Source organism: Paenibacillus pini JCM 16418 (assembly GCF_000576305.1).
GTDB classification, from domain to species: Bacteria; Bacillota; Bacilli; order Paenibacillales; family Paenibacillaceae; genus Paenibacillus_AQ; species Paenibacillus_AQ pini.
This window is the reverse complement of the sequence record NZ_BAVZ01000016.1, coordinates 42,884-55,549: the sequence shown is the minus strand read 5'-3', so window position 1 is coordinate 55,549 and position 12,666 is coordinate 42,884. Positions and strand designations below refer to the sequence as shown.

Annotated in this window: 13 protein-coding genes; 1 reads left to right on the top strand and 12 read right to left on the bottom strand. The window is 39.2% G+C overall.

Annotated elements, in window-relative coordinates:
* Nucleotides 1-22: 22 nt before the first annotated feature.
* From JCM16418_RS18360 to JCM16418_RS18335, 6 genes are all read right to left on the bottom strand, one after another.
* The gene (locus JCM16418_RS18360; RefSeq protein WP_036651911.1) at nt 23-1,645 is read right to left on the bottom strand and encodes an ABC transporter substrate-binding protein; all 1,623 of its coding nucleotides are present in this window, start codon (nt 1,643-1,645) and stop codon (nt 23-25) included.
* A 359-nt stretch (nt 1,646-2,004) separates the two neighbouring features.
* Nucleotides 2,005-2,748 (bottom strand): hypothetical protein, encoded by a 744-nt coding sequence (locus JCM16418_RS18355; RefSeq protein WP_036651909.1) that lies wholly within the window; start codon nt 2,746-2,748, stop codon nt 2,005-2,007.
* 14 nt (nt 2,749-2,762) lie between these two features.
* Nucleotides 2,763-3,098: an alpha-helical endospore appendage domain-containing protein gene (locus JCM16418_RS18350; RefSeq protein WP_036651907.1), complete on the bottom strand. Its 336-nt coding sequence runs from the start codon at nt 3,096-3,098 to the stop codon at nt 2,763-2,765.
* A 60-nt stretch (nt 3,099-3,158) separates the two neighbouring features.
* Entirely contained in the window at nt 3,159-3,563 is a 405-nt protein-coding gene (locus tag JCM16418_RS18345; RefSeq protein ID WP_036651905.1) for a hypothetical protein, read from the bottom strand.
* 439 nt (nt 3,564-4,002) lie between these two features.
* On the bottom strand, nt 4,003-4,596 hold the full coding sequence (locus JCM16418_RS18340; RefSeq protein WP_052020519.1) for a cupin domain-containing protein: 594 nt from the start codon (nt 4,594-4,596) through the stop codon (nt 4,003-4,005).
* Nucleotides 4,597-4,762: 166 nt separating this feature from the next.
* A complete protein-coding gene (locus JCM16418_RS18335; protein ID WP_036651903.1) occupies nt 4,763-6,028 on the bottom strand; it encodes a chitinase in 1,266 nt (421 codons plus the stop codon).
* Between the two features lie 397 nt (nt 6,029-6,425).
* Here JCM16418_RS18335 and JCM16418_RS18330 point away from each other — a divergent pair, with 397 nt between their 5' ends.
* A complete protein-coding gene (locus JCM16418_RS18330; RefSeq protein WP_052020517.1) occupies nt 6,426-6,722 on the top strand; it encodes a response regulator transcription factor in 297 nt (98 codons plus the stop codon).
* A 245-nt stretch (nt 6,723-6,967) separates the two neighbouring features.
* Here the strand turns inward: JCM16418_RS18330 and JCM16418_RS18325 are convergent, their stop codons facing one another.
* The 6 genes from JCM16418_RS18325 to JCM16418_RS18300 form a co-directional block, all read right to left on the bottom strand.
* On the bottom strand, nt 6,968-7,474 hold the full coding sequence (locus JCM16418_RS18325) for a DUF3231 family protein (RefSeq protein WP_036651901.1): 507 nt from the start codon (nt 7,472-7,474) through the stop codon (nt 6,968-6,970).
* Between the two features lie 259 nt (nt 7,475-7,733).
* Nucleotides 7,734-8,333 (bottom strand): response regulator transcription factor, encoded by a 600-nt coding sequence (locus JCM16418_RS18320; RefSeq protein WP_036651898.1) that lies wholly within the window; start codon nt 8,331-8,333, stop codon nt 7,734-7,736.
* On the bottom strand, nt 8,330-9,469 hold the full coding sequence (locus JCM16418_RS18315; RefSeq protein ID WP_036651897.1) for a sensor histidine kinase: 1,140 nt from the start codon (nt 9,467-9,469) through the stop codon (nt 8,330-8,332). Before JCM16418_RS18315 ends, JCM16418_RS18320 begins: the two co-directional genes overlap by 4 nt.
* A gap of 72 nt (nt 9,470-9,541) precedes the next feature.
* Nucleotides 9,542-10,597 (bottom strand): Delta(5) desaturase DesA, encoded by a 1,056-nt coding sequence (gene desA / locus JCM16418_RS18310; RefSeq protein ID WP_036651895.1) that lies wholly within the window; start codon nt 10,595-10,597, stop codon nt 9,542-9,544.
* Nucleotides 10,598-10,985: 388 nt separating this feature from the next.
* A complete protein-coding gene (locus JCM16418_RS18305; RefSeq protein WP_036651892.1) occupies nt 10,986-11,690 on the bottom strand; it encodes a PIG-L deacetylase family protein in 705 nt (234 codons plus the stop codon).
* 6 nt (nt 11,691-11,696) lie between these two features.
* A complete protein-coding gene (locus JCM16418_RS18300) occupies nt 11,697-12,662 on the bottom strand; it encodes a GNAT family N-acetyltransferase (protein ID WP_036651891.1) in 966 nt (321 codons plus the stop codon).
* Nucleotides 12,663-12,666 lie beyond the last annotated feature (4 nt).

The following is a 12,666-nucleotide window of genomic DNA, read 5'->3' as shown; positions in this document are numbered from 1 at the left end:
ACTATTTATAGACTTACGCACATTATTCCGTCCATTTCCATTCAACAATATTATCTGTAGCAGGCCAACCATGCCCATGAACATGGATTCTTTGATCTCCGATATCAAGTCCATCTTTCACGAAATACAAATGGTTAATATTGACCAACCAAGCCCATGCAGCATCACCTTTTGCGCTGAGACCCGTTACACCATCCCATTGTGCTTTTTTCCAAAATTCATTAGCTTCTGCTTCAGTCTTCGCATGAAGGGCTAATTTAAAATATTCATCCACCGTCTTATTCGAATAAAAACCTGTGTTATTGTACTCTATCCCTGCCGTTTTGGTACTATATATATTGTATATTTCATGAGGATCATGGCTCCCCCAACCTAAAAGAACGGGATTTGAATGCATTTTCTGAGAAAGGATATCCCAGCTACCACCTTCTATTTTGATATTTATTCCAAGCGGGTTCATCATATCAGCAACAGAAATGGCAAGAGATTGTCTTATCGCATCATTCGCTAAGTAATACAGAGTGAACTCGGCCTTCAGGTTTCCTTTCTCAACGATCCCATCCCCGTTGTTATCCTTCCAACCGGCTTCTTCTAATAGCTTCTTTGCTCCGTCTAAATCACCATCTTGAATGACGGTATCTGGATTCCACCAAGGCAGACCATCCACAGAAGTATACGCCTTCGTTCCTTGTCCTTCTAAAATACCATCGACAAGTGCTTGCCGATCTACGGCCATATTAATGGCATGACGAATGGCTGGATCGGCTGTTACATCATTACCTATAGGTAATCCATCCTTTGTAACACTTCCTGATTTTACATATGGAAATGCAATTCCTCTGTTATCTACAGTTTGAATAGATTCTAACCTCATACCAGGTACTTTTTGTTTACTAAATGCCGCTGGTATATAGGCAAGGTCAACGGTCCCTGATTGTGCCGCAGCAAACGATGCATCCTCGTTTAAGAATAGAAAAGTTATCTTTTTGAAAAATGATTGTTTATCATAGTATTCAGGATTCGCTTTAATAATGAGCTGCTGACCTTTATCCCATTGCACAAGCTGATACGGTCCCGATCCTACCGGTTTCTCAGCGTAATCCTTGCCATAGGCATGCTTAGGTACAATGCCAGTTCCGATGATTGTATTAACAAACGTAGATTGGGGCTCTTTCAACGTAAATCGAACAGTGTAATCATCCACAGCCTCTACTTTACTCATACTATTAAGATCTACAACCGACCCATTGCTAGTTGCTGTTTCATATGTAAAGACAACATCCGAAGCTGTTAATGGTTGTCCATCCGAGAACTTCACATCCTCGCGAAGCTTTACTGTCCAAACTGTGCCATCTTTATTTACTTCATAACTTGTTGCAAGATCATATACAATGTTAAGCTTGTCATCTCTTTTTAAAAGAGTACTTTGAAATAGTGGTGAGCCATAACGCCCCCAGCCTGTTGTTGGATCGAAACCTGCTTCTGGTTCAGAATCAAAAGCTAACACCAACTCATCCTTTTTCTCTTGAATAACCGCACTATTCTCTTTATCAGACGGACCTGGTTTGGATGAATTACAGCCTACTAGCGTAAAAGTGGAAAATAAAACAACAAATACCATCATACCAACGAACTTCTTACTCATCTGTCTCACCTCATCATAAAATCACACTCAAAAACACCTTACTCAAAAAAGTAAGGAAAAGTTGAAGGGTGTGCAAAGCAATGACCTAAAAATAATGGTTAACAAACCAAAAACGTTTTCCAAATACATCGAATGACATATAACAAGGATATCCTTAAAGTCTTAATGAAGGAGTTGTTATAGGAGGTCTTACAAATTGCGTCATGCATGGAAGGTAGCGCATTTCACAAAAGTGAAATAGCGGAAGATATAAACATTTACATAAATCGATAAGGTAGCATGGTAGCATGTGTCGAAATTCCTTAACCTATCTTAATAGGTTATCTAACAATTGGCAACTTTTATCCTGCTGTATGGCACTATTTTATTAATATAAATGGCTTCGTTCGGCTATTCTTTAATGTTTTATCATTATTCCCAATACGTTTTTCTGTATCTAAAAACGTTTGAGATGGATAGGATTCTTGCGTAGTATTTTTAATATAACTTTTAATCTTATGTATGTAAGAAAAAGCTTCCGATGAGGAAGCTGAATGTCTGATGAGCACTTGATGACAGCGGTTGACGCTAGAAATTAAAGCTTCGAGCCATTCAGGCTTATTCTGCTGAATCAGCTTTGTTATCTCAGAAAATGGGCATACGGAATCGAAGCGAAATCGAATAGCATCATAGGTTTCCAGAAGATCCCATGTTGTACTCAGCAATTCAGTAAATAGGATCTTTAATTTTCTATTACTACTCATCGCATCTGTACTCACTGAACTAACCATACTCGCTCTCGCATACTTATCTACTAAACAAAGAAATTCTGTCATGGCCTGATGGAAGGATTTCATAGATTCTTGAATTATAGTATCGATTTCATCGCTCTTCACTACATAGCAATCTGAAATCATCGTAAGTCTTTCAAATACTAACCACCGCGAAATTTTGCTGTAATTCATCATCCTTAGCAGTGATTTCAAAGAACAGGATACCTCCTGCCCCATCATTTTGTTATTTATTTGAATTCGAAGTAGCAGCAATCTAGAAATCGAGAGATCCTCTCGAGCAATCCAGATGACAATTGTGGACCATTCGGGACTTGCCAATTCGAGATTCATATAACAACCACACCCTACTCTTCATGGTACTCTGCATGGTACTCATTATGGAACTCAGTATTAGAAGACATTTTCTCAAGTTTAATGATATCCTCTAGCTTAAATTGCAGAAGCATCTGATTTTTAATAATGTTACGCAACATACGTTCAACGCTCTCATTAATATCAAGTATGTCTTTTACATTACTATCTTCAGATTGGACAATTCTTTGTAACTTTTCGCCTTCCGCATTAATGATATGCGACAAACCCATTTCTTCCATGGCGATGGAAGATAGTAAGAGATTCACTACATCTTGTCTCTTAAGCTCAATTTCCGGCTTAATATCAGGAACGTTAGGCATACTCATAGTCATCTCTCCTTTACAATCCGTTTTATATTGAACGAGCGGTTATACTTACCCACAATCCTAAGTCTCCACATATTTGATAAACAATTCCGTCATCTCCTGTAGTTTTTTTCTATGCTTGGCATGAGTGAGGAGGAATTCTCTATGTTCATTACCTGCAAGTTGCAACATGATTCCGGCAGCATCCTCTCGGTCACTAGCCAAATTCATATGTATTAATTCATCTAACAAACACAATATATCAGATTGTACTTGAATACACAGCTGGACATATTCATGATCCTCATCTTCCAGAACCGTGGCTGTATCCTCAACAGAATCTGAGCTCATCATTAATGGTGAAGAAGGGAGTGCTTCAATATTCTCTTTCGAGCACTGCTGTACATTTGAAGTAAGAGACTTGAACGTCTGCACTCGCAATCGTTCCGCATTGTCACGAGCTTGTTGCTGTATATCCCTTGTCATTCATCATTTCTCCTTGATACACTCTAATGCTAAGCTACACGGTCCTTACGATATTGAAGTCTTGCCGAATTATCTCTCCGTATCCTCCTTCATGTTCTATATACCTACATGATATGAAATAGAGCTTATACTATATTCCTTAATAATATTTTTGTTATCTACGAATTGTAATTCAAGAAACATTTCAATCACAAATCAGTTAGCAATCCTAATATCAGATATTAGTCTCAGCATATTAAAAACCCCCAAAATCTTCAGTATAATAGAAGGGTTTGGGGTTCATATAATCCGACTTATCAAGTCAAGTGGAAAATCACTTCAAAGCGCAATATAGATAATGCTTACTCAGTAACTGAACAAAATGCACTAGAACTAGGCAGCATTGTCCAAAAAATGAACTTCTCTAATGATCCGCACTAACTCTTTATGATTTTCATCCTTAATACTGATGATGGTGTTGGGAGTAATAACCCATATGATTGGGATAGCGGGTATTCAATTGATTTGGAGCACATTCCACCGGAGGCCCCAGAATGACAGATTCCCGGATAGGGGCTACTGCCCTTGCATATTCCTGCTCGTTAATGCAGTAAGCACGTTGCATAACTTCCTTAGGTATGGACGCTAGGAAATCTGATCCATACACGATATCAGGTGTAGGATGATCGAAGATCGTTAGGATATGAGCATGATCCGTTTCTGCGACAATCCAGTGGAACCAGCCTTTAGGGAAAATGGACACTTGGCCAGGCTTCAAATGATAGGTCATGAGTCTTTGCTCAAATGGGTTAAACACGGACGTAATGACTTCGCCACTAATCACATAAACCATTTCCGTGACATTGGTATGCCAGTGTGGCTGAACGATAATTCCTTTGCTCAAGTGGGCGTTAAAAAAACCATTCTTGATTGCGGGAAGCTGCTCACCAAATAACTGAGTAATGTAATTTTGTGGATCACGCTTATAATTGAGTACTTGATTGGAATCCGCCGCAAGTTTTAAGTTCGGAGATTGCAAAACTGAATCCGTCATTATAATGGTCCTCCTTATTGGGTAAACGTCTACTGTACTGTATGCCCAGAAGGAGATAAAGGGTACTTATGATATGAGGTGCTCAAAAATACATTATGCATCCGAATACAAAAAAGATGACCCGGATATTAGCTTGGGAGTCATCTTCTTTTTCATCTCTCATTGGTTAGAAAGGTTTCATACCTAGTGTATCTACTTTCTCAGTTGAGATATCTAAGCCCATTCTACTCGCAATATCACGATAGTGGCCGGCTCGGCGCTTGACACCGCTGCCTTCCGTCTCACCTTGGTTCGCCTCTAGTCCATTAAGCACCATGATTGAAATCCCAAATCCTGGCTGACTCAAACCTTTTGCTACATCCTCTTTCGACGGTTTCCATCTATTTACGATGACGTCATGAGCAGAAGGTTTTGGTGCTTGTGGCGTCATCCAGAATAGAATTGCCGTCATAAATCCAACCTTTCCATCGGCTGAGACGATTTCTGGTTTGCTGAGCAGTACGCTTTTATCACCATAGATAATAGAACTGAATAAGCCATAATTGAAATTCCAGCTAAGCATAATAGGTCCACGGCCATAGTAACGTTTATCCTTTACACCAGGGTAGAGTTCGCTACTTGCTGGATCTACAAAGGCATCCTTATTCACACCTGTTCTACCAGCAATATTCTCATTCCAGAACAGTCCCCACTTCAATTCACCACCAGGTGCAGCAGGCCAGCCGCCTCCGGTTTCATGCGCAAGATTTGCGAGAAAGGCCGCCAGTTCACGTTTACGATCCTTCTTGAATCCTTCCTTCAAGAAAGTTCCACAATCCACAATAACCGTATCAATTTCCTTCTTCATATTCTCTGCCGAATTAAAGTCAGAAGAACGAGATATTAGAGTTTCAATCTTTGCATCCTTATCGAATCTTTGTATTTCCTGAGCTTTTCCCCCTTTACGAGTACTGATCTTTAACTTAATATTAGATACCTCAGTTACAGCTGCAATCAGATTGTCATAGGAGAAATAATCCGACTGATCCGCTTTAAAATATTCCTTGCCTTTGGCTACTTTATACCACTCTGGAGAGCCTAATCTATTCGGGAATAAAGCTTCATATTCCTTTTGTGGTAGCACTTCTTTAACCGCATTCACCGCTTGATCCGGTTTGTATTCTGGATCGATACCATCCCATTTTTCTTCAATTTGTGTCTTTGTAAGATAACGATTCTCGCCCAAAGCAAGATCACTCCCGGGGTAAGCGCTTACAATGTTTGTGACAATTTGACTTCCCTCACTTTTCAAAATAATCTGCCCACTAACGACTTTACTATTTGAATCTGCTGCAGCAACGGTAAGTGGTGAAGCTAACATAGTGGCACCAAGAGATAAGCAAAGGGTACGATGAATCATCTTTCTTGATAATGGATAATTCAATTTAGTCACAGACATTCTCCTTTTCATTAATTTACAATCACTCCTCTATTATAAGAATTGTAATTTAATTGTAAATAGTTCCAAACTACTGGAAATTTACAGAGTGTTTACAAGCGAATATGACAAAATTCATACTACATATTTCATAGTGAAAATGCTGTCTAAGAATTGCAGAAATAATTTGAAATGTACGTCATAAAATCATACTTTCTGTTTCACCTTAACTTTGATCACACAACATTACATCTATTACTTCAATTATAATAGCTATGAATAACATAGATAAAAATAAAAATTTTGACGTAGAAGACTATTCGCTGATTGGATATGTTATAAAATTCCTTTGACTACCATTACGTGGAAGTTGTAGGCTTATAAGAGAAACCACTTATTAAGGACTGACACCATGAGCGAAAAAGATAAACAATTATTACAAGAACGAGCAATGAACCATTTGGAATCTTGGAAAAAAAGCTTTGCTACTCGATATAATCTTACTCAACGAGAAGTCGAGATTTTGGCTTTAATTACTCGCCAGGGACTATCCAATAAAGAAATTGCTGAACAATGTTCGATATCTGAAAAAACGGTTAAAAATCATCTAACGAACATTATGAGTAAGATAGGAACTCGTTCTATGCGAAAGTTATTATCGCTCTTCATAAACCATGCTGCGAGATATATTTCAATATTTAAAGTTTAGATTGTGAGAAAAATTATTTCGAAACAATATGCTGTTCAATATAAGCAAAGGAGCCATCGACTAAGATGACTCCTTTGCTTATATATACAGATAAAAATTCTGACGATACTTTGGTTCAAACTAGCAATGGTTTTATTTGAAACATACAGAAGATACGCATCGATCTCTCAGATCAAAAGATATAGTTCTATCACAGAACATATTTTTAAAACTACCTTGAAAGTGAAAAAACGATTGATCTTATCCTATTCAGGTCTCTTTACTTGAAGTGGAGGTGGAATAAGCCAGCCCTTTTCTTTGTTCATTTTAAGTATACGAACTCCGAGCGCAGCTTTAGTTGCATGGTATTTAGCAAATAGTGCTCCGATATCTTCTCTAATGGATTGACCCATCGCCTGACTACAAGCAACCAACCCCAATGCGACCTCTGCCGAAATAGCTGCAGCTATTTCAGGATCAGTGAACCTTGCTCCCACAGGAATATCTTCAAGCTTCACTTCAGGTCTTTCCGGCATCATAGGCCCAGTTGCAATTCCATTCTCAGTGAGTAATCCATCGCACTCTTTAATCTCTAACTTCGCTTGATCAATAAGGTCATCCAGTACTTTCTTCAAATCCTTGTCTCCGGCATGATTTATATAAGCTTGGTAGCAGGAAACCGCAGCTCTCGCTCCTATCGAGCACAACCATACCGCATAAATTTCACCATAATGCATTGGTTCATCTTTAGAATTACCGCTTAATATTCCCATCTATCTGACACTTCCTCTTCCCCTTATTTTTAAAAAAATATAATATGCTCAAAAATCAGGGAAATTAAACGTTATAAGAGAAGGCGATCTTTAAGGACTAATGTACACAATTAGGTGAAGAGAAAAGTAAGGAGCTTATTGTCCTGCATCAAGCATGTACACAAAAAGCCGTCCATAAGAACGGCACAAATCCTAAACCATTATTTCACGGGGTGATTGATCACCTAGTGTTATTTTAAATGTACCCTACAACTATAATTCACTTAAACCATCCCTTTTCCTTGAATCGGTTGATGGCTTCAATGCGGTTCGTGACGCCAAGTTTATCTAGAATCACGGACAAGTAATTCCGAACAGTGCCGGTTGTAATATACATTTTTTTTGCAATTTCTTTTGTATTCAATCCGTCAGCAATGAGTCCAAGTACTTCTTTCTCACGCTCTGTCAGGGGGTTCTCTTCGCCATAAGCTTCATCGACGAGTTCCGATGCAAAAATGCGTTTACCTGCCATAATACTGCGTATTGAAGTTGCCAGTTCCTCACTTGGACTATCTTTTAACAAATACCCGTTAGCTCCAGCCTTAAGTGCTCGTTCAAAATAACCGCTTCGTGCAAACGTAGTAAGGATCATCACTCTACAGCCAAAACCTTTCAGCTCTTCAGCCGCATCGAGTCCAGATTTAATCGGCATTTCAATATCCATAATACAAATATCCGGCTTATGTAAATGAACAAGCTTTACGGCTTCCTCACCGTTATTCGCCCTTCCGACAACCTCCATGTCCTCTTCCAAGTCGAGTAGGGATGCAAGAGCGCCTAAGAGCATCCGTTGGTCCTCGGCAATCACAATTCGAATCATATCCCCGCCTCCATTTCTACTGGTTTGAGAACATACGGTACTCTAATCACGATCCTTGTTCCCATATCCGAAGTGATTTCCATACTTCCGTTGACGAATTCAAGCCGTTCTCTCATTCCACGCAATCCATTTCCTCTAGAATAAAGAGATTGATCGACTAGGATTCCTATACCATCGTCACTTAGTTTAACAACTAAATCACTTCGCGTGTGATCAATAACGATGGAACATTCCGTTGCACAGCTATGTTTAACAATATTGGTTACAGCTTCTTTAAGACACATACTGAGTACATTTTCGTTCATCAAGGAAATATTATGTAAATTCACGTCTCCTTCGAAAGTGAACTCAATTTCTGCAGCCTTCAGGATTTGTTTAATCCGAAATAACTCATCTGGAAGTCTTGTACCACGCATTTGAGTAACCATTTCCCGAACTTCCTTTAATGCCGTTCTCGCTGTCTGACGAACATCATTGATTTCAATTTGTGCCTGGGCTGGATTCTTCGTTATCAGTTTTCCTGCCAAGTCACTCTTTAAACCAATTAACGAGAGCTTCTGCCCGAGCGTATCATGTAAATCACGTGCAATTCTTTGTCGTTCTTCAAGTTTAACAAGTTCTGAAATTCTCTTATTGGCATCCTCTAGCTGTCCCTGAAGTTTCTCCCTGTTATTCCGATTGTAAGTCGTAACTGGCAGAAGAACGATACCTATTAAACACACGACCACAAAAGGAAGCTGCGTTATCACTATCGTATTTCGTGATACAATTTCATAATTAATCGCCACAATGGTTGTCACAAGATGAATGACATAGAACGTAACGAATGCGGGGCGATTTTTCATATTACCAATAATAAACGCAAGAAAAACAGAGAAGTATACATAACCGAATATTAAGGTCATGGCAATCGATATTAACATCTGTACACTTGTCCAAAAATAAACCGTCCATCCTTTAGAAACAAAGGAAAGGACGTAACAAACAAAGAACACAGCAATCATCACACTGCCGAGTACCACTTGGTACGTAGCTGAAGAACGAAAGATAAAATAAAAAGGGAGGATATAAAATACGACCCAAATATACGGGCTAAGCCCTGTATTCTTATGCAAAATTTGATACCACTTTTGCATAGTCTGGTCCCCCTTTTCAATTGTAATATTAACTATTATATATTCTTAAATCCTTTACATACAGTCTTAATTCTATTTACTCTCTGTAGTTGGTCGTGCCATTTTAATTTTTTCAGAGGCCACACTTGGTTTTTTCAGCAGATGTTTAATATCTCTAAATGTAACGAATGTCTTGGTCTTCTCATCCCATAAGCGGAAATTCAATGATTTCAGACTCGTACTGATCGTAATCGTTGTTGCCTTCTGTAAAGGCGGCGTTGCATTATGTGCTTTTTCCAAGTTATAGTTAGGAACCTTCGGACTCAAATGGTGAACATGATGGAATCCAATATTACCCGTGATCCATTGTAGAACTTTTGGCAACTTGTAATATGAACTTCCTTCAACTGCAGCATTCACATAACTCCACTCTTCATCATGCTCGAAATAAGAATCTTCAAACTGATGCTGTACATAGAAGAGCCAGATGCCCATCATACCCGATACTAAAAAGATAGGTGCTTGGACTAGAACAAATGCCTGCCAACCAATCGCCCAAATAAGTGATGAATACAAAACGACTAATGAAATGTTAGTGATGTAGGTACCTATCTTTTCCTTACGTTTCGCACCTTTACGATTAAAGCGATACGAGAACAAGAAAATAAAGATGGGACCTGCTCCAAAAAGTACAAATGGATTACGATAAATCCGATAGGCAAGACGAAGCCACACAGAAGCTTCTGCATATTCTTCAACCGTCAGAACCCACATGTCCCCGGTTCCTCTTTTATCAAGGTTACTACTTGTTGCATGGTGAATGGAATGTGTGTTTTTCCATTGTTGATACGGACACAGAGCGACAACACCTGTAATCGTACCTAGTATTTCATTCGCAAGACGATTCTTGAAGAATGACTGGTGACAACAATCATGAAATATAATAAATGTCCGAACAACAAATCCGGAAGTGATTATAGCAATAGGAATTGTAAGCCAATACGAAACAGATAAACTTAAGTAAGCGGCGTACCAGAGCAGCACTAGCGGCACGATCGTGTTGATGAGTTGTCTAATACTTGATTTCGTATCAATTTGTTCAAAAGGGGCAACATTTTTTTTCATATTGGATAGTTTAGCCTGATTCATTATTATGTTTCCTCCTCGAAATGACGCGTCGGAAACCGCTTCTGCTCGTCATTCGTAGTTTATAACCTTAATTATAGGGACTCCGCGCCTATCGCAACAGTCATAAACGTCTAGTGACAGGTATGACAAACGTCATATAGAAAAATGATGAGCGAAGCATTTTGTTTTCACAAGTATGTAAATGCAGAAGAAAAATGCTTTATTACCGCTATTACGGAAAGCTATTCCATCAGCCGAACAGCTATAAATAAGCATCTTCATGTTCTAACCAATGCGGGCCTGAAAGCATATGTTGAAACTGATAATGAGTAATCATTATCAGCAATTGAAACTCAAACAAAGAACACTGCGAGGATTCGTCGCAGTGTCTCTTTGTTTTCCAATATAGTTATAGCTCCGGTCTCAAAACACGCATGGTTTCTTCCGGAACCATAAAGGTTTCTGCATATTCTTTTCTAGCTTCAATACCACGAACTCGAACTAAATGCTTGTAATATTCTAAGAATGGGAATGACTTACTATTAGTTACAAACCAGTGCTTAGAAACGGCTGCAACCCACAAGTCATACGCTTCTTGATTAAAATCCACATATACATATGGTTTATAGTCAACAGCATCTTCCCAGTTCTCAGCATAATACAATTTAGAAGCGAAGAATGCTGGTTTTTCACGTTTGAATGAAGCTAGACCTGCAAAGAAGCGTGCGTCATTCACGATCAAATGCGTCGTCATATGATCTTTGTGCATGCTATTTTTAAAATGAGTAATGATGATATTCGGACGTACATCGCGAATTACATCACACACTCTCATCCGCATTTCTTCATTATTCTGTAATTCTCCATCGGGAATATCGAATACGATCGATTCGCCGCCCAGCATCTCAGCGAATTGCTTCGCCTCATTTACTTTCTGCTCACGATATTCAGCCATATCTTGACCCGCAGGAACACCGCGTTCCCCAGCAGTTAGTGCCAATGTAACAATTCGATCACCCTTAAGTGAATGGCTTGCGAGTACTCCACCTGCGGTAAGTTCTGCATCCCCTACATGGCCACCAATGGCCAGAATCGTTAACTTTTGTTCGCTCATCGTTCGTTATAACTCCCTTCTCATGATGGAAAATTGCTTAACCGTATTGAACCGAGCCTTCTTGTATATACCTATAGCAGGATTAGAGATGCCAGTATACAGTGACATATATTCAGTTCCGATATTTTTAAAAGCTTCACATAGCTTAAAGAATAAAATACTTCCCAATCCATACCCCTCGTGATCAGAATGAACTCCAATACCTGAGAAATACCCGCGTCCATTGTCTTGACGAATGACCGGTCCCGCAAAGCCAACAACACGTCCTTGCTGCGCTGCGATCACCACAGGCACTCCTTCGGAAGTATATCGAGAGATTTCTCGTTGCCATAACGGATTGTTAAATCCGGTAAGCATTTCTTCTACTCCGACATGCTGATCTGAATCAAACAATTCAACGGTATAGCCAGAGGCTGCTGCTTTATCTTGTTTAGCTCTAATATCATCTGGAACTTCAAATGTATCTAGGCTCAAATACATGGCACATTCTACTGCTCGTTCAACATATCCCTGACGAAGCAGAAACTTGTATAGCTTGCTTTCAATGGGTACTCCAGGAGCATTGTTATGTTCATGCTTATCCGTATTCGGAATATACCAAGGTAGCTGCATCGGGTTGAAAAAAAGAACATCCGACTGCTTCTTGCCTAATGCCTTAAAGTGATCCTCAAGTGCGCCAAGCAACTTTTGATAATTCTCATCGGTTTGATATCCATCCGATAACACGATACAAGTGATATATCCTGCAACATCTCCGAGAGGTAAATCATCACCCGTACAGCCACACGCGAATCCTTTGACCTGATCCGATTCTAGCAATACAAATGTATTATCCTTATCAAAATAAGGATTAGACAAAATAATATCTGTCATGCTTTGCACTGTTAGTTCCTTATATCCATCTTTCACGGCTTCTTCGTTCCATAGTGCTATGACCGCATAAGTATACTGATGCTTCCAAGATACAATCATGTTA

What these genes read in the sequence shown, in the direction of transcription:
- JCM16418_RS18360 (WP_036651911.1), bottom strand. Translation starts at nt 1,645, where the DNA reads ATGAGTAAGAAGTTCGTTGGTATGATGGTATTTGTTGTTTTATTTTCC.
- desA (WP_036651895.1), bottom strand. Translation starts at nt 10,597, where the DNA reads ATGAATCAGGCTAAACTATCCAATATGAAAAAAAATGTTGCCCCTTTT.
- JCM16418_RS18315 (WP_036651897.1), bottom strand. Translation starts at nt 9,469, where the DNA reads ATGCAAAAGTGGTATCAAATTTTGCATAAGAATACAGGGCTTAGCCCG.
- JCM16418_RS18345 (WP_036651905.1), bottom strand. Translation starts at nt 3,563, where the DNA reads ATGACAAGGGATATACAGCAACAAGCTCGTGACAATGCGGAACGATTG.
- JCM16418_RS18350 (WP_036651907.1), bottom strand. Translation starts at nt 3,098, where the DNA reads ATGAGTATGCCTAACGTTCCTGATATTAAGCCGGAAATTGAGCTTAAG.
- JCM16418_RS18355 (WP_036651909.1), bottom strand. Translation starts at nt 2,748, where the DNA reads ATGAATCTCGAATTGGCAAGTCCCGAATGGTCCACAATTGTCATCTGG.
- JCM16418_RS18340 (WP_052020519.1), bottom strand. Translation starts at nt 4,596, where the DNA reads ATGACGGATTCAGTTTTGCAATCTCCGAACTTAAAACTTGCGGCGGAT.
- JCM16418_RS18330 (WP_052020517.1), top strand. Translation starts at nt 6,426, where the DNA reads ATGAGCGAAAAAGATAAACAATTATTACAAGAACGAGCAATGAACCAT.
- JCM16418_RS18320 (WP_036651898.1), bottom strand. Translation starts at nt 8,333, where the DNA reads ATGATTCGAATTGTGATTGCCGAGGACCAACGGATGCTCTTAGGCGCT.
- JCM16418_RS18325 (WP_036651901.1), bottom strand. Translation starts at nt 7,474, where the DNA reads ATGGGAATATTAAGCGGTAATTCTAAAGATGAACCAATGCATTATGGT.
- JCM16418_RS18305 (WP_036651892.1), bottom strand. Translation starts at nt 11,690, where the DNA reads ATGAGCGAACAAAAGTTAACGATTCTGGCCATTGGTGGCCATGTAGGG.
- JCM16418_RS18300 (WP_036651891.1), bottom strand. Translation starts at nt 12,662, where the DNA reads ATGATTGTATCTTGGAAGCATCAGTATACTTATGCGGTCATAGCACTA.